Source organism: Tumebacillus sp. BK434 (assembly GCF_004340785.1).
GTDB lineage: Bacteria > Bacillota > Bacilli > Tumebacillales > Tumebacillaceae > Tumebacillus_A.
Genome location: NZ_SLXS01000008.1, coordinates 12275 through 29028, shown reverse-complemented (window position 1 = coordinate 29028; position 16754 = coordinate 12275). Strand labels below are relative to the sequence as shown.

Annotated in this window: 11 protein-coding genes, 1 tRNA gene, 1 other RNA gene and 1 pseudogene; 2 read left to right on the top strand and 12 right to left on the bottom strand. The window is 54.6% G+C overall.

Annotated features, from left to right (window positions below; genetic code table 11):
• Window positions 1-35 precede the first annotated feature (35 nt).
• From EV586_RS17140 to EV586_RS17125, 3 genes are all read right to left on the bottom strand, one after another.
• Window positions 36-284: a YaaL family protein gene (locus tag EV586_RS17140; RefSeq protein WP_132946308.1), complete on the bottom strand. Its 249-nt coding sequence runs from the start codon at window positions 282-284 to the stop codon at window positions 36-38.
• Between the two features lie 219 nt (window positions 285-503).
• Window positions 504-965: an Imm30 family immunity protein gene (locus EV586_RS17135; protein WP_243653073.1), complete on the bottom strand. Its 462-nt coding sequence runs from the start codon at window positions 963-965 to the stop codon at window positions 504-506.
• A 774-nt stretch (window positions 966-1739) separates the two neighbouring features.
• On the bottom strand, window positions 1740-2231 hold the full coding sequence (locus tag EV586_RS17125; protein ID WP_132946307.1) for a hypothetical protein: 492 nt from the start codon (window positions 2229-2231) through the stop codon (window positions 1740-1742).
• A gap of 375 nt (window positions 2232-2606) precedes the next feature.
• Between EV586_RS17125 and EV586_RS21885 the strand changes: the two genes are divergently transcribed.
• Together EV586_RS21885 and EV586_RS21880 are read left to right on the top strand one after the other, a co-directional pair.
• Window positions 2607-2969, top strand: coding sequence for an IS3 family transposase (locus EV586_RS21885; RefSeq protein ID WP_132946306.1), 363 nt, complete (start codon window positions 2607-2609; stop codon window positions 2967-2969).
• Window positions 2970-2981: 12 nt separating this feature from the next.
• Window positions 2982-3325: pseudogene (locus tag EV586_RS21880) on the top strand (IS3 family transposase).
• Between the two features lie 320 nt (window positions 3326-3645).
• Here the strand turns inward: EV586_RS21880 and EV586_RS17105 are convergent.
• The 9 genes from EV586_RS17105 to tadA all read right to left on the bottom strand — a co-directional run bounded on the left by EV586_RS17105 (window position 3646) and on the right by tadA (window position 16734).
• On the bottom strand, window positions 3646-4236 hold the full coding sequence (locus tag EV586_RS17105) for an imm11 family protein (RefSeq protein ID WP_132946304.1): 591 nt from the start codon (window positions 4234-4236) through the stop codon (window positions 3646-3648).
• The gene (locus EV586_RS17100) at window positions 4233-11537 is read right to left on the bottom strand and encodes a polymorphic toxin-type HINT domain-containing protein (RefSeq protein ID WP_132946303.1); all 7305 of its coding nucleotides are present in this window, start codon (window positions 11535-11537) and stop codon (window positions 4233-4235) included. Before EV586_RS17100 ends, EV586_RS17105 begins: the two co-directional genes overlap by 4 nt.
• Window positions 11538-11701: 164 nt before the next feature.
• The gene (recR, locus tag EV586_RS17095; protein ID WP_132946302.1) at window positions 11702-12307 is read right to left on the bottom strand and encodes a recombination mediator RecR; all 606 of its coding nucleotides are present in this window, start codon (window positions 12305-12307) and stop codon (window positions 11702-11704) included.
• An 8-nt stretch (window positions 12308-12315) separates the two neighbouring features.
• Window positions 12316-12627 (bottom strand): YbaB/EbfC family nucleoid-associated protein, encoded by a 312-nt coding sequence (locus EV586_RS17090; RefSeq protein WP_132946301.1) that lies wholly within the window; start codon window positions 12625-12627, stop codon window positions 12316-12318.
• A 26-nt stretch (window positions 12628-12653) separates the two neighbouring features.
• Entirely contained in the window at window positions 12654-14498 is a 1845-nt protein-coding gene (gene dnaX, locus EV586_RS17085) for a DNA polymerase III subunit gamma/tau (RefSeq protein WP_132946300.1), read from the bottom strand.
• A 118-nt stretch (window positions 14499-14616) separates the two neighbouring features.
• Window positions 14617-15717, bottom strand: coding sequence for a two-component system sensor histidine kinase NtrB (locus EV586_RS17080; RefSeq protein ID WP_132946299.1), 1101 nt, complete (start codon window positions 15715-15717; stop codon window positions 14617-14619).
• 162 nt (window positions 15718-15879) lie between these two features.
• An RNA gene (gene ffs, locus EV586_RS17075) (signal recognition particle sRNA large type) lies at window positions 15880-16143 on the bottom strand.
• 24 nt (window positions 16144-16167) lie between these two features.
• Window positions 16168-16257: transfer RNA gene (locus EV586_RS17070), tRNA-Ser, on the bottom strand.
• A 9-nt stretch (window positions 16258-16266) separates the two neighbouring features.
• Window positions 16267-16734: a tRNA adenosine(34) deaminase TadA gene (gene tadA / locus EV586_RS17065; protein WP_207893934.1), complete on the bottom strand. Its 468-nt coding sequence runs from the start codon at window positions 16732-16734 to the stop codon at window positions 16267-16269.
• Window positions 16735-16754: the final 20 nt, after the last annotated feature.

The window sequence follows — 16754 nt, the reverse complement described above, 5'->3', positions numbered from 1 at the left end:
AACGTGCAATGGGGAGAACAAGCAAAAACGCCCCTTTATTCAAGGAGCGCATGTGCCTGCCCGGATGTTTTCGCCTGCAGCCGCTTGGCTTCGCGGAGCAGGTACCCGTATTTCCGTTCTGCAGCTTCCAGATAGTAAATCGCGTGATCGATCAGCTCCGGATCGGACACATGATCGATGTGCTGCTGCGCGATCGCCCATTCTTCCCGCGCCTGGTCGATCTCCGCCTGCAGCTTCTCCATCTCCGTCGGCCCCTCCTCGACCGGCTGCCGTCCCCGAATCATATCCACGACCTTCCGCCAGTTCCTCCCGGCCCCATCCTTTGACAAAAGCGCCCCTCCTCTTCTGACTAACGTTTCTGAGATTAGTAGAAGTATAGTCAGGTGCGGCGGTGGATATGACAAAAAACCTGCCGAGTGCAACTCGGCAGGTTGTCGTTCTGTCGGGAGAAGTTAGTTTCCCCAAAGAAATTCTCCCAAAAGACAAAACCCTGAATCTCATCCTTACATTTGTGTTAGGAATGTAGCCCCTGCTGTTTCAAATTTTCTTGAAGGCTCTTCTTTAATTTCACGAACCAAACTTGTGATTAACTCTTTTTTATCGGGATCAAGATCTTTCACCACTTCTGCGTATTTGATTAGACTTGGATCGTGATTCAAGATTCTTTTGTTAAGGATCACTGCCCAACCTTTTGCATGAGGAAACAACGCTGGAAGTGAACCTGCCAGTTTTCTAAGCGCGTTCTCTTGTCCATAAACTATATCTAAAGACTCTATTGCATGTACGAGCCCAAACATTGCCTCATTATGTTCCGTTGAGTCATCAAAACCTGAACACAGGTCCGAGATCAAACTTTCTTCACCGAGATCCATCAGCGACTCAATAGAGCTTTCAAATAAGCCTATCTCCTCCTTTGTTCTAAGCAAACGATTATTCATAAGTTGTTCGACTAAATTTTTCTGCACCATACAATCCTCCTATTATTTTAAGACTTTCGGATAGAGTTCTTTGTTTAGTGTAATGGTATCTTTTAATCCCTGACGAATAGCAGGGGTATAAAGACCCCCCTGCTGATAGATAAAACGTGCATCCTTTATATCAAAGGCTAAAGCATCATGTGGCTCAAATTGAGATACTCATTCAACTTCTTACTTGTTGTACCAATGGTGTATGTTTCACGATGTCGTCCACCAGACTCGGGATGAGGATGCTCCATATTTTTGCAGATGGCATTTGATGGGGCATCACAATGTCCCCGCGAACCTATTCATTTATTTATTTATTCCTTAAACGTACCAACCTTTCCTACTACGGTCATTGAGCGTTGGCGAGAGCTCACCGATACCTCCAGGTATCTTGAGTCGTGAAGCATCCTTCAGACGGGCGGTACCAGCACTGCTTTAATGTGCCGGCCCTCCCAGAGTTCATAGTAAGCGGAATCTTCTTGAGCAAGTTTTAAAATCCACGAGTAGTAAGCAATTGTTTGGTCTGGCTTCATGACGGGAGTATCGTCGAGCACATAATCAACTAAGTACTTCAGTACCTCTATATACTCGCGGCTTTGCTCTTCCCCTATTGTTATCATAAGTTCATTTGCAATGTGAGCATTCAAACCATTCGTTTTTACTACTCCACCCTCGGAGTAAATCTCTATCTTTCTATATTCGATCCGCGTATCTTACCTTCTCCTTCATTACGATCGTAGCTTTGCCGATCAGTCCTTTTCTTGACCGAAAATACTAAAAAATCACAAGTTCACCCTTTGGCCAATCTCCTTGCCAGCCACAAGGGAAATTACCTTCCTCATACACTTCGAGTAAATCTAGAAAAAATGTTGGTCTATTCTCACAATCCTGGTAAGCATTTTCCATGACTGCATTCAAAATATCCCACTTGACCAAACCCACCCATTTTTCATCCAAAGAGTGCTCCTGGCTCAGATTTCCAATCGTTAGGAAAACCTGCTCCTCTAATATAGCCTTCGCTTCCCGTACGAGTTTGTTCCAGTTATCGTAGCGATTACTATACTTTTTGTGTAAAAACATAGTCAGAGCATTACGAGCAACTAGAGTTGTGTCCTCCCAAGTTGAACTTAGATAATTTCTTTTTGCATCCTCCCAATTTGAAATATAACGGATGTTTAGATTGAGGTTATCATTGAGCGGTCTACCGCAGTTACTTAACCACTTTATCTGAGATAACCTTTCAATCATCGAGGGATCAATTTTCAATGATTTCATCGCCTTTCTATGGGAATCCGTTTCGTTGAACCAGATTGACCTAATAGAGAATACGACAAAAAAAGCGTGTATACCTCGCACCGATAGGTACTTTGTCTACACGTTGAGGCAGCCTCTGAAGAATACATTTTTTGTCAAATATTATTGTTGTATAGGATGATCTTGGTCGTCTGGAAATCTATAAAGCTTCCTGCTTGAGCAGGATCTCCTTCCGTTCCTAGAAGGAGAATACTTGACCCTGAATGCTCTAAGGAAAGAAGTTCAGCGTCTGCGGATGGAGAACGATATTTTAAAGCAAGCGGCGCTGATCATGGGACGAAAGTAGCTATCATCCAGAACAACCGTGAAAAATACTCGGTATCAGCAATGTGTGACGTCCTGCAAATCGCAAGAAGTACATTCTATTACGAAGCGAAAGAACAAGCAAAAGAGGAGAAAATCACAGAAACAATTGTGGAGATTTTCAACAAGAATCGAAAAGCATACGGCACGCGAAAGATCAAAGTAAGGCTCCAGGAACAAGGCTTCCTCGTGTCTAGGCTTCGCATTGGCCGGATCATGAAAGAGCAAGGGCTGGTTTCCACTTACACTATAGCCCAATATAAGCCCTATAAATCGTCTTGTAATGAATCACCAACAACGAATGTCCTGGATCTTGAGTTTGAGCAAACCGAAGTCAAACGCTTTGTCGCCAATGATCTTACATATGTGAAAGTCCAAAACAAGTAGCATTACATTTGTGTGCTCATCGATCTGTTCAATCGAGAGATTATTGGTCATAGTGCAGGTCCAAAAAAGGACGCTGCTCTGATTTCACGCGCCTTTGCTACGGTACAGGGTGATTTGCGTCAAATTCAGTGGTTTCATACGGATCGCGGCAGCGAGTTTAAAAATCAAAGGATTCATGAGCTTCTGGAGACCTTTGAAATCGGCCGATCTCTAAGTATGAAAGGCTGTCCTATGACAATGCCGTGGCCGAAGCCACCTACAATGTTATGAAAACCGAGTTCATCCACCAGATGAGATTCCAGAGTCTCCGTCATCTGGAAATGGAATTATTCGATTATGTCAACTGGTTCAACTAGCATCGGATTCATGGAAAGTTGGGATATCTGACACCTGTTCAGTATCGCCAAGAAGCCCTTAAAAAAGCTGTCTGATTTAATGTTGACAATCCAGTAGCCCCGTTCACTATTTTTCAGGCGGATACTTCGGCAACTCAGGTGGATGCCCCTATTTATGGGATTTCATCAAGCGACTTATTCTCTACGTAGAAGCAACTCAACGTCATACCAGATGGATGATACCTAGCCTTTTCGACCGTTAGAGACATATCTAATAAAGAACCTCAAAATAGCTTGTAATGGCTATTTTGAGGTTCTTTAAAAGGTGCTCCTTAATCATTTCAGTAATCTACTTTTGGTCGCATCCACGCAAGTGTATCTTTCACTTCTTTGTCTTCAATAAATTTAGCATTTACAAAATCGTTTTCTATGATAAGTTTCTTTACACGCTCATTGATAAATACATAACCCCAATGTTCCTCGATACGAAAAACGTCATATCTCTTTGCATCCTCTTGAGATGCTATTAATCCACCGTCCCAAGTTGAGTATTCTTTTCGGCCACAAACTTCACAGTTTTTCAACAACATGATATTGCACTCAGGAGATGCCTTAACTTTCGCCACCACGTTAAAATGCCAGATTCTTTTCCCCTGTAACAGTTGTGGATCCCCTTGATACGATACCTCCAAGAATTCTACACCGCGAATACCTTGCTGCTCAAACATTGCTTTCACCCGGTCGGTAACTAATATATCAGGTGGATAGAAACTTAAATCAGGAATATTTCTTCTATCGAATTTAATAGAGAGAGGGGGGACTCTCTCTCCCCCTCTTCCACATGCAGTGCATCGCTCCATAAATTTCATTTCCGGAGTTGAATACACTTGCGCAAAAGATTCGCTTTTTTCTCTGATCTCATAAAATCTCATTTCTTAACACCTCCCAAATAGTTATTAATCGCAAAATCATTTCCTAATTTCTCGCGGAACTTCTCCATACTTTCAGCTGAAGCATTCGGATTTGCTCTGAAAAATTCTCTCCATTGTCCATTCCAGGAAGTTTCTAAAGGTGCAGAATGAACTCCTGTACGATACTTCTCCCCATTTACGGTAACTGTACGATGTAATGGTTCTGGAAGTTCGTAGATATTTTTGGGAGCATGTATATCTATATTAGCATTCCTAAAATCTGCCTCAAATTGCTGAGGGTAACCATGGTGAAGTTCATGTCCCGGATACTGAGACCTACCGAGTTCCGCCTGGAATCGTGCCTGGTAATCCTTTGACCCAAAAATCGGACAGGTCTTAGTATTATGTGTCCAGATTTTTTGGTCTGACACAAAATACGAGTGGTAGTCAGTTACACTGAAGTTATAGACACGGATGGTCTCCTGCTTGACCTGAATGTCTTGAACTTCAAGCGTCATACCCGATGCCGTATCGAGACGATCACCAGCTTTTAAGTTTTTGCTACGCACCCAGCCGTGGTTGTGGACGTAGAAGGGGTGCTCGCCAGTAGTGGTCAGCTTTTGATCGCCTATTTGGATAGTATATATCTCTTCGGTATCTCTTTGGAAGGTTCCGTTGACTTCTTTGTAGGCGATCTTTCCCGTAGCATCGTCTTTGGATAGGACTTTGTCGCCGACGTCGATCTCCTCGATCGGCTTTTTGCCGTTTTCAGTTTCGATGAGGGTTCCAGCGGTAAAGCAGTTGCCGCAGCCTATCGGGACGTCGTCAAGTTTCCGCTCTATGGTGGCCGCTTTGTCGAGCGCCTTGGCAGTCTTCATTCCGGCTTTGAGGGCGTTCTTTAAAGCTCCTCCGCCTGGGATGAGGGCGGTGACGCCGGAGACGGCGCGGTCCCAGAAGCCGAGTTTTTCGCCGGAGATGATGTCGTAGCCGGTGATCGCTTCGACTGCTGATTTGATGTTCCCAAGGACAGGGATTGAGTCGACTCCGGCTGAGAGGAGTTGGAACATCATTGAGATCTCTTGCGGCGACATGCCAGCCTTTTCAAGCAGGGTCGCAATCCGGCCGTCTTTGTTCATCCACGGCGGGAGTGGCGGCGGTTCGAGTTCGTCCGGGTTGGGCGGTGGTGGCGGTGGCGGCGGGGTCCAGCCGTTGTCGGTGCCTCCTCCTCCTCCTCCTCCGCTTCCGCCTCCTCGGTTGCCCCAGTCGTCGGGGTTCGGGGAATAGCCGCAGCGGAGGTCTCCGTTGTCGTCCTCATAGCACGGTGCATGGCCGCTTGGGTCGGTGATGTTGATCGGGTTGTTCAACGCATACGCATAGCGGTTCAGCGTCTGCGGGAGATCACCGAGGCCGGTCCATGTGTCCTGCGTGGTGAATCGGCCCACCGAGGGGCTGTACCAGCGGGCGCTGTAGTCCATGAGGCTGGCTTTGATGTCGTAGCTTTTGCCGGTCAGTCCGACTTGGTTGTACGGTGTCCAGAGCTGGGTGAAGACGCCGCCGAATGCGTCGTAGCGGTACTTCAGCACTTCGCTGCCGAGGTAGTCGGTCAGGTCGGTGACGTTGCCCATGCCGTCATAGTGGTAGAACAGGTGATGTCCGCGGTCGCGCAGGTTGCCAAGGTAGCCTTGCTCTTTGCGGCCTTGGAAACCAAACATTTTGCGGGAGACGACTTGGTCATCGGCACCTCGGTAGTACTGGGCGAAGGTCTCTCCGGTCTTACCGTTGTATTCGCTGAGCAGGGCGTTACCGTCGTAGAGGTAGTCGGTCTGCTCTTTTTTCAGGTGGTAGTTCTTGATGACACCACCTGGGCCAGCATTGTTGCCATTGCCGTTGTTGCCATTGCCGTTGTTGCCATTGCCGTTGTTGCCATTACCATTGTTTCCATTGCCGTTATTACCATTTCCATTTCCGTTGTTGCCGTTTCCGTTTCCGTTATTTCCATTACCGTTGTTGCCTTTGTTCGGGTTCTTTTCAAGACCGTAGGCGTTGCCGTTCCCGTTGTTGCCGGTGCTGGGGAGGATGGCTTGGCCGTTGCCCATTGAGGCGCCGGGGCCGTTCAGGTCGTAGTATTGCTCGTCGCGGGATACTTTGCGTCCGAATGCGTCGTATTCGTAGTGGACGTAGGTCTTGTCCGGATAGTTGACTTCGGTCAGCAGGTTGTCCGCGTTGTATTTGTAGTTGACCTGGCCGTATGCGGTCATCTTTGAGGTCAGGTTGCCGTTGGCGTCGTAGGTGTAGGTGTCACCGTCGACGTCGGTCAGGCGGTTGGCTTTGTCGTAGGTATAAGTGACAAGGCCGTAGTCGTCGGTCATGCTGGTGCGGTTGCCCGCTGCGTCGTAGGTGTAGGTGACGCGCTCGACCGGGTTCAGGAAGAAGTCCGGGTCTTCCGGGACGTAGCTCGGCGGATACCCCAGTTCCTGCAGGATCTCCGGCGTGTAGTCGCTCGGGACTGTGCCGGTGCGCTTGTTTTTGCCGTACGCATGGCCGTTGCCAGGGCTGTTCGGGTTTTTGTCGCCGCCATTGCCTTTTCCATTCCCGTTGCCATTGCCATTGTTTCCTGAGTTGCCATTCCCATTGCCATTGTTCCCAGAGTTGCCTTTCCCGTTTCCGTTTCCGCCTCCATTGCCGTTGCCGGGGGTTTTGACTTCGCCGGCGCTGTTGCCGCCTTGGGCGGCTTGCGGGACTTTCGGGGCGGAGGTGTCGACCTCGCCGGAGCCGTCTGCACCATTCGGGAATAGTTTGTTCAGCGGCGGGGTGTAGTAGGTGTTGCGGATGGTTTTGATCTTTTCAATCGGGTACAGGGCTTCGACCACGCGGTTCAGCTTGTCATAGGTGAACTGGGTGACCGCGCCGTCTTCTTCGGTCTGGGTCAGGATGTTGCCGAGACCGTCGTAGGTGTAGTTGAATGTCGACAGCACGCCGGTCGTCGTGGTCGTGTGAATCTTGGTCGGACGGCGGTTGTGGTCGTAGGTGTAGCTGGTGACCGTCTGGTCGCCGCCTTTGATCTCCGTCACTTGGCCGTACGGATCGTACGCATACGAGGTGACCAGGCCTTCCGGGTCGGTCATCGACCGGATCTGGCTGCGCGAATCATACGTATAGGAAATCACGCGTCCTTCCGGGTCGGTGATCTTCGTGCGGTTGCCAACTGCGTCGTACTCGTAGGACACCGTTTTGCTCAATTGCGGGTTGGTCACGGCCGTCACGCGGTTGAGCCCATCATAGGAATAGACTTCTTCCAGCGCGCCGTTTTTCGCGCGGGTCAGGCGGCCGATCTCGTCGTATTCAAAAAGGGACGGGGTCTCGCCCGGCGTTTGAATCGCCGTCAGGAGTTGACGCTCATCATACGCGTACTCGGTGCGTTTGCCGAGCGCGTCGATGCGGGCGGTCTGGTTGCCCATGCGGTCGTACTCATAGCGGGTGACGCCGTTTTCGCCGTCTCGTTCGGACGTGACGTTCGACATCGCGTCATACGCCCAGACGGTGCTGTGGCCGAGCGGATCGATCTGCTCCGTCTGGTTGCCCATCGCGTCGTACCGGTACTGTGTCACGCCCTGTTTGGCATCGGTGACGCTGGTCAGGCGTCCCATCGCGTCATAGGCGTAGGAGCTCGCCGCGCCGTTCGCATCGACCGTGCCGGTCACATTGCCCCGCGCGTCGTACGAGGTGGTCGTGGTGTTGCCTTCGCGGTCTTTGACTGCCACTTCGCGGTTCAGCGCGTCGTAGGTGTACTCTTTCGCCACGCCGTCATGGTCGATCTCGCGCAGGAGGTTGTCTTCTCCGTCATACTCGTAGCGCGTGGTAAAACCGCCGGTGTCGGTGGTGGCGGTGAGACGGTTCAACTTATCGTAGGCGAGGATCGTCTCGCGGTTCATCACGTCGATGACGCGGGTGAGGTTGCTGTTTTTGTCGTATTCGTATTTCGTCTGCTGATGGAGCGGGTTGTTCACTGCGGTCAGCCGGTTGGCATCGTCATAGACGTAGCTCCACGTCTGCTCCAACTCGTTGGTGCGGGAAAGCAGGTTGCCGTTGGCATCGTAGGTGAGCGCCGTCTTGTAGCCTTTCGGGTCGGTCACTGCGGTCAGACGGCCCAGCTTGTCGTACTGATACGTTGCAAAGTGGCCGCGCGGGTTGGTCTTTTGGGTCAGGCGGCCCAGCGCGTCATACTCGTATTTCGTCTGCCCGCCGCCCGCATCTTGTTCCAGCGTCACTTGTCCGGCCAGATTGTACTCAGTACGCTCGGTGGTGCCATTCGGCAGGCGGACTTCGGTGAAGCGGCCTTGCGGGTCATACGTATAGGCGGTGACTTCGTTCGCCTTGTTCGTCACCGTCAAAACTCGGCCCAGCGCATCATAGGTGTAGCGCGTGGTATGTTTGAGCGGGTCGGTTTCCGAAGTCAACTGGCCCAGCACGTCATAGGCATACGCGATTTCGCCGGCCGGCGTGATCGTTTTCGTCAGGCGGTTGGCGGCGTCATACTCGTAGCGCGTGACATGGTTGCGCGAGTTGGTGAAGGAGACCAGGTTGCCCGCTTCATCATACTGATAGCGGACTTTGAGCTGCTCATCTTTCACCACTTCGGTGGTGCGGGCGGTCAGGTCGTATTTGTAGGCGACCTCATGCCCTTTTGGATCTTTCACGCCGGAGAGCCGCCCGGCTGCGTCATAACTGAACGTGTAGACATTGCCCAAGGGGTCTTTTTGCGTGAGGAGCTGACCGGCCGGGTTGTACGTATAAGTGGTCGTTTTCCCACGCGGGTCCTTGGTCGAGAGCAGTTGCCCTTTTGGGTCGTACGTGTACTCGGTCTCGCCGCCCGCCGGGTTGATCCGCTTGTTCATGCGGCCGGCCGCGTCGTACTCGTAGCGGGTGGTCAAACTGCCGAACGTTTCGGAGAGCTTGTTCCCCGTCGCGTCGTAGGTGTAGCTCGTGACGCGGTTCAGCGGGTCGGTGACAGATTCCAGCTGCCCGATCACGTTGTATTGGTAGCGGGTAACGCGCCCTTCGGCGTCGGTGACGGTCAGCGGATTGCCGAGGTCGTCGTAGGTATAGCTCTCGGTCCGCACAATCGGGTCGGTCTTGGTCAGCACTTGGCCGTCAGCATCGTAGGTGAAGGAGACCGTCTGGTTCTTGGCATCCTGCACGGTGGCGACGAGGCCGGCTGCGTTGTAGGTGTATTTTGTTTCCTGCTTCAGCGGGTCGATCTCTTGGGTCACGCGGCCCAGCGCGTCACGCTCGTAGCGCGTGGTGCCCTTGGGCGTGGTGACAGCTGCGACGTTGCCGTAGATGTCGTACTCGTAGGACGTGGCGATGACGCCGGTGCCCGCTTTGCTCTGGAGGCGGCCGTTTGCATCCCACTTGTAGCTGACGGTGCGCCCGCCCGGATAGGTGGCCGATGCCAATTGCCCAAGCGGTGTGTACGTGTAAGCGGTGACCCGGTCGCCCGGCTCGATTTTACGTGCCAATTGGCCGAGGTCGTTGTACTCATAGGCGGTGAGGTTGTTCAGCTCGTCGTATTCGCGCACCAGACGGCCTTTGTCGTACTCGGCGCGCGTCTTCAGCCCCATCGGGCCGGTCGTGACGGAAGGCTTGCGGTTGCCGCCCTGGTACTCCAGGGTCAGTTTCTTGCCGCCCGGATAATGCACTTCTTTCAGCCGGTTGGAGTTGTCGTAAACAAACGAGGTGACTTGCCCCTTGGGGTCGGTCATGTCGGACAGTTCTGCGTAGTCGTTGTAGTCGAACGTCGTCACGCGCTCGGCGTTGTCGGTGCGGGAGAGCACGACCTGCCAGAACCACGACACTTCATTGTTCGTGACTTTGCCGCTCGGCTCTTTGACCGACTGCACGGCGCCGCGGTCGGTGTAAGTATACTCCCACACGGCATCGCCCGGCTGGACGATGCGAATCGGCTTGTCGAACACCGCATGGTATTGGATGCGCGTCTCGCGGCCCAGCGGCTCGACGCGGCGGGTCATGTTGCCTTTCGCATCGTATTCCATCGTCGTGGTGCCCTGCGGCGTGGTCAGCGACGTGACTTTGCCGTCCGCGTTGTACGCGTACGAGGTCGTCGTGCCGTCCGGGTCGACCTTTTGCGTGATCTTCTGGTTCGCGCCGATCGTGTAGACGGTGCGATGGCCGTCCGAATCGGTGCGGGTGACTTTGCTGCCTTCATAGGTGTAGGAATAAAGCGTGCGTTTCTTAGCGTCTTTGATCGCGGAGACTTTGCCGCCGCTGTATTCGAAATAGGTCGCCACCCCGTTTTCCGCACGCGAGGTGATGCGGTGGCTGCTGTCGTAAGTGTATTCCACCTTCGAGCCGTCCGGACGGGTGACTTTCGTTAAGTTTTCATTGGCATCGTAGCCATAATAGTAAACCAGTCCGCCAAGGTCGGTGACGCTGTACACGAGAGTCGAAGCCCCCTGGTAGCCAAACGTCAAGGACGGTCGGGTGTTGCCTTGCATTTTCTTCATCCGGCCCTGTTCATCGTACTCGAGGAACATCGTGAGGCCGGTCACGTTGTCCGCGTAGCGCAGCAGCTTGCCTGCCGTCTTCGGCGCGTCGGTGCGCCACTTGGCGTAGTAGCCGTGGAAGGCGTAGTTCGTGCCGCCCTGCGGCTCGCGCAGCAGGTAGTCGGTCGGCCCGCGGCGGATCAGCTCTTTTTTGTTCGCAGCGTCTTGCGCCGCATAGCTGCCGAGATGCAGCGGATACCAGATCGTGTCGTCGCCGTCATACGTCTCGACGATCATGTCCGGATCGTTTTTCGTGTAGACGTACGTTTCGACCGTGCCGTCCGCCTTCTGGTCGGCCATCGCAAAATCGGCATAGATCTGCAGCCGGCGCTCTTGCGGAATCGACCAGCCGTGGCCGAACATCGTCTTGTTGTCCGTCTTGTCACTGGTGTACGAGCGGGCGATCTCCAGCTTCGGTCCGTACGAACTGTAGGAAAAATCGGTCTCGGTCAGCACCAATGCCCCGGTGGCGATGTTGACCGGCTCCTGCGGTGTGGCCGGAGCAGGATCGGCCGCTTCGACGATCGGGGCATTTCCAGTCCCGCCCGTCGTATGGTTCTGCCCGCTGACCGCAGCGCTGATGATGTCGCCTGCCGGATCGAACGTCTGGCCGTTCTCCGGCAGCCAGTCGAGCAGCGGGTCCCACTCGTTCCCTGCCGCCGCGCTGGCCTTGGTGGAGAAGCTTTGGAGCAGAGATGATACGACAAGCGTAACGATCAGCAAGATCGAGAGCGTCTGTCGCCTGAGTCGTTTGCCCATTCTGTTGTCCCTCCCATGTCTGGAATAGATAGGTAAATAAGACTACTGTATATTTCGTCATCAGGTGAAAAAGTCCTATCTTGGGAGTTAGTAAAAATTAAAAAAGAGCCAACCCTGCATTCATATGCAGGAATTGGCTCTCTTCAATGATAGTAAATCTAAATTTACAGCTCGCGTCTGCCTTCCAACGCTTTCGACAAGGTGACTTCGTCCGCATATTCGAGGTCGCCGCCGACGGGCAGACCGTGGGCGATGCGGGTCACTTTGATGCCGACCGGCTTGAGCAGACGGGAGAGGTACATCGCGGTCGCTTCCCCTTCGATGTTGGGGTTGGTCGCCATGATGATCTCGTCGCACTCCACTTCCGGGTCTTGCAGGCGGCGCAGCAGTTCGGCGATGCGGATCTGATCGGGGCCGACGCCTTCGATCGGCGAGATCGCCCCGTGCAGCACGTGATACAACCCGCCAAACTCGCGGGTTTTTTCCATCGCCACCACGTCTTTCGGGTCTTGCACGACACAGATCACTTCGCGGCGGCGGCTCTGGTCGGAGCAGATCCGGCACGGGTCGATGTCGGTGATGTTCTGGCACACCGAGCAGTAATGCAGGTGGCGCTTGGCATTGACCAGCGCCTTGGCCAGATCCATCACGTCATCTTCCTTCATCCCGAGCACGTGAAACGCGAGGCGCTGGGCCGTCTTCGGCCCGATGCCCGGCAGCCGGGAGAACCCGTCGATCAGGTTGGAGATGGGTTCCGGATAATAGAGCATCGGTCCGCTTAGAACAGGCCCGGCATGTTCATGCCTTTGGTGTATTTGCCCATCGATGCAGCGGTCATTTCGTCCACTTTCTTCATCGCATCGTTAACGGCAGCCAGCACCAGGTCCTGCAGCATTTCCACATCGTCCGGGTCGACCGCTTCCGGCTTGATGTTGATCGCCTGCACCACTTTGTGGCCGGTGACAACGGCGGTCACAACGCCGCCGCCAGCGGAGCCTTCGACCGTCTTGTTGCCGAGTTCTTCTTGTGCTTTCATCATGTCGTCTTGCATTTTCTTCGCTTGCTTCATCAGTTGTTGCATGTTTTTCATCTCATGTCACCTCATAACAGAATATGTTATTCGACCACTTCAAGATGCTCAGAACCAAAAAGCGCCTGGGCTTTCTCGACCAGTGCGTCTTTCGCTTCTTCCTCGGCGGCCGCCGGCTGCTCGGGTGCAGCCGATGCGGCGCCCGCTTGGAAATGGGCCTGGAACTTGTCCCACTCCGTCTCCATGACGGCATACAGCTGGTGGGGCGTTCCGTTCATCAGTTGGGTAAAGACGGGCTCGATGATCTCGCGGTGGATCGGCTTCATCACCGTCTCCTTGTGGATCGGGCTCTTGAACGCCACCACGATGTACCCGTTGTCGACCGCGACCGGGGTCCCGGCGAGCAGCCAGGCCTGTGCGGTGATCTTGCGCGCTTTGACATCATCGAGCACGCGCGGCCAGAACTGGCGCACGTGGGCGAGCGCTTCGGGGCTTGGATGGGTCACAATCTTATCCAGACCGCCGGACAGCATTCCGCCCTGCGGAGCAGGCGCTGGTGCCGGAGCAGCAGCGGCCGGCGCGGGCGCTGCCTGCTGCTGCGGTGCGGCCGGTGCTGGTGTCGGTGCCGGACGCGGCGTCTGCATCTGCTGTTGGGGCGGCTGCTGGTGCAGCTGTCCTTGCGGCATCGGCGGAGCCGACTGCATCGTCTGCGGAGGCATCTGGATCTGCTGCATCGGCGACGGCTGTTGGCCCTGCGGCATCTGCCCCGTCGGGGCAGCAGGCAGGCCGCCCGCGATCTTCGCCTCCAGCTCCTGAATCCGCTTGAGCAGCGACTCCGGATCGAACGACTGCATCTGGCACAGGCGCACGACCAGCATCTCGAGCAGCAGGCGCCCTTGCGACTGCCACTTCAACTCATTTTGCACCTGCGTCATCTGCTCGATCAGCTGGATCAACAGCGGTATTTCAAACTTCCCCGCCACTTCCGCAAAATCGCGGTCGTAGTTGGCGCGGTCGCGCACTTCTTCCAGGTGCGGCACCGTCTTGTACATCAAGAGGTCGCGGAAATAGGTCACGATGTCGTGCAAGAGCTGCCCGACGTCTTTGCCCTTGTCCATCAGCTCCCCGATGATGCCGAGCGCTTTCGGCGCATCGTGCTCCGCCACACCTTCCGCGAGCCGGGCCAGCACGTCGGTGCCGATCGCGCCGACCATCGAGATGATGTCACTGGCGCGCACCTTGTCGCCGCCAAAGGAGATCAACTGATCAAAAATTGACAAGGCGTCGCGCATCCCGCCCTCCGCGGCGCGCGCGACCATCCAATAGGCTTCCTCTTCGACCTCGACCGACTTCTGCTCGGCGATGGAGCGCAGGTGGTCGACGATCGGGCGCCCCATGATGCGGCGGAAATCGAAGCGCTGGCAGCGCGAGATGATCGTCGCCGGCAGCTTGTGCGGTTCGGTGGTCGCGAGGATAAACATCACGTGAGGCGGCGGCTCTTCCAGCGTCTTCAAAAGCGCGTTGAACGCCTCCGTCGTCAGCATGTGCACCTCGTCGACGATATAGACTTTGTACCGCACTTCGGTCGGCGCAAACTTCACCTTGTCGCGCAGGTCGCGGATCTCATCGACCCCGCGGTTCGACGCGGCGTCGATCTCCATCACGTCCATGATCGTGCCTTTGGTGATGCCTTTGCAGGCATGGCACTCGTTGCACGGCTCTTCGGCCGGCCCCTGCTCACAGTTGATCGCTTTGGACAAAATCTTCGCCGCCGACGTCTTCCCCGTCCCGCGCGGTCCGTTAAACAGGTAGGCGTGGGCAAAGCGGTGCTGCCGAATGGCGTTTTGCAGCGTTCGCGTCACGTGTTCCTGCCCGACAATATCTCGAAAAAGTTGGGGCCGCCACTCCCGATACAACGCGATATAAGCCATGGTAAGCGAACCCCTCCCTAGTAAAACACATAGATGTTCAACTTTAAGAGTAACACAGTTTTTGGACGAACGCAAAAGAGGCTCTCCCTGTGCAGAGCCCCTCTTTTCCTTGAAAATTCTACTCCGCCAGCGCCGGCAAAAACACGGAAAACGTCGTGCCATAGCCTTTCGTCTTCACTTTGATCCGTCCGCCGAGATCGTTGACCAGGCGCTGGCAGATCGGCAGGCCAAGGCCCGTTCCCGTCTCTTTCGTCGTAAAGAACGCATCGAAAATCCGATCGACCAGATAGTGCGGAATCCCCGGCCCCGTATCCTGCACATCGACCCGCACCATCCGCTCGCCCTGCAGGTAGTCGGTGGCGATGACCATCTTGCCGCCTGCCGTTTCGGACATCGACTCGATCGCATTTTTCACGAGGTTGAGCAGCACCTGCTTCAGCATCTCCGGGTCGGCGTACACTTTCGGCACCGACTTCAGGCTGAGGTGGAACTCGATATTGTGCAGGAGCGACTCCGACGAGATCAAGGGCGCCATCGCCATGATCAGCTCTTCCATCTCCAGATGCTCCATGCGCAGCTCCCGCGGCTTGGACAGCAAGAGCAGCTCGCCGACCAGCTCATTGACCCGGTCGATCTCGGCCAGCATCACATCGGTGTAGCTAAACTCCTTTTTCATCCCTTGTTTGTCCAGCTCATGGCGCATGATCTGCAGGAACCCTTTGATCGACGTCAAAGGGTTGCGGATCTCATGCGCCACCCCGGCGGCGATCTTGCCGACGGTGGCGAGAATCTCGTTGTGCTGGATCTTCTGCTCGAGTGACACGATGTTGCCGATGTCTTTCAAAAACAGGCAGATCCCCGCCTGCGCCCCGTCCGCTTCCCGCAAAAACGAGCTGTCGGAGAGCAGCGTCCGCAATTTCCCGTCGCGCGACAAGTTGACGATGTGGTTGCGGAAGCAACTTCGCTCCCGCACCAGTCGCGACAGCCACTCGTATTCTTCGGTCATCTCCGGAAACACGTCCCGAAGCTGCTTCGGCAACTCACCCGACCAGTCGCCGGGCAGAAAATCGGCAGCCGTCTTGTTGACCGCCAGCACGTTCATCTCCAAATCAAGCACAACGACGCCGTCGTGGTACGTCTCCACGTCGAGCCCTTCCACCCGGAACTGCGGTGTGCGCAGCCCGGAATATCTTTCGGTCATTTCAGAGGTTTGTTTCATCTCTCAGTCCCCCCTGTCATTACTGGAAACTTCTCCTCGGGGGCGGAAAGTTCCTTTGATGAACGTTGTCTCTTCTTGTCGAAGCGGCATTTGTTACAAAAATGAGAAAGACCTGTGCAGAAACTGCACAGGTCTTTTCGCGAACATCTATCAAATTTGTAGCCGTGCATCTGGCTCCGAATCCCGCCGATGAAGAGTCGGGCGCAGTTAGCTCAGACCAGGCACCCCTGCGGCACACACAAGCGGTTCCCTTAGTGCTGCTTCCTTCCGGACCTGACACGGTTCAGGAGGCTCGGTCGCGCAGGACCCAATCCTCAACACCACTTACGACCGACCGTTCCACAAACGGAAACCCTCGGCCAGACATCAACCCCGCTATAGCGGATTGCGGGTTACAGGGCACCGCTACCTCCCCGTCTAGCACGACAAACTTGGTGATAAACATAAAAATGGCGGAGAGAGTGGGATTCGAACCCACGGTACCCGCAAAGGCACACTCGCTTTCGAGGCGAGCTCTTTCGACCACTCAGACATCTCTCCGTAACAAAACTATTTAGATCGTTTGCTGCGAAGTCCCTTGAAGAACTCCTTCAACATTATACCGCATTCGTCAGCCAAAACGCCAGTGGTAACCTCTGGACGATGGTTGAACAGGTCTGTCTCGACGATGTTCGTCACCGAACCGACCGCGCCGCCCTTGGCATCCATCGCACCGATCACCACATGATCCACGCGGGACAAGATGATCGAGCCAGCACACATCGGACATGGTTCTAAGGTAACATAAAGCGTGCAGCCTGTCAATCTCCACCCGCCAAGTACGCGGGCCGCTTCGCGGATCGCGATCAGCTCAGCGTGTGCGGTCGGGTCTTTCCAGATCTCCCGCATGTTATGGCCGCGGGCGATGATCTCGCCGTCGCGGACGATGACCGCGCCGATCGGCACTTCGCCGTACTGAGCGGCTGTCTGCGCTTCTTGCATCGCTTCCCGCATGAACGACTCGTGCACGGCCGACACCTCCCAAGGAGCAGGTTGCA

Bases quoted from the DNA above. Each gene is read 5' to 3' on its own strand.
- EV586_RS17140 (WP_132946308.1), bottom strand. From the start codon at position 284: ATGATTCGGGGACGGCAGCCGGTCGAGGAGGGGCCGACGGAGATGGAG.
- EV586_RS21885 (WP_132946306.1), top strand. From the start codon at position 2,607: ATGTGTGACGTCCTGCAAATCGCAAGAAGTACATTCTATTACGAAGCG.
- EV586_RS17105 (WP_132946304.1), bottom strand. From the start codon at position 4,236: ATGAGATTTTATGAGATCAGAGAAAAAAGCGAATCTTTTGCGCAAGTG.
- EV586_RS17100 (WP_132946303.1), bottom strand. From the start codon at position 11,537: ATGGGCAAACGACTCAGGCGACAGACGCTCTCGATCTTGCTGATCGTT.
- recR (WP_132946302.1), bottom strand. From the start codon at position 12,307: ATGCTCTATTATCCGGAACCCATCTCCAACCTGATCGACGGGTTCTCC.
- EV586_RS17090 (WP_132946301.1), bottom strand. From the start codon at position 12,627: ATGAAAAACATGCAACAACTGATGAAGCAAGCGAAGAAAATGCAAGAC.
- dnaX (WP_132946300.1), bottom strand. From the start codon at position 14,498: ATGGCTTATATCGCGTTGTATCGGGAGTGGCGGCCCCAACTTTTTCGA.
- EV586_RS17080 (WP_132946299.1), bottom strand. From the start codon at position 15,717: ATGAAACAAACCTCTGAAATGACCGAAAGATATTCCGGGCTGCGCACA.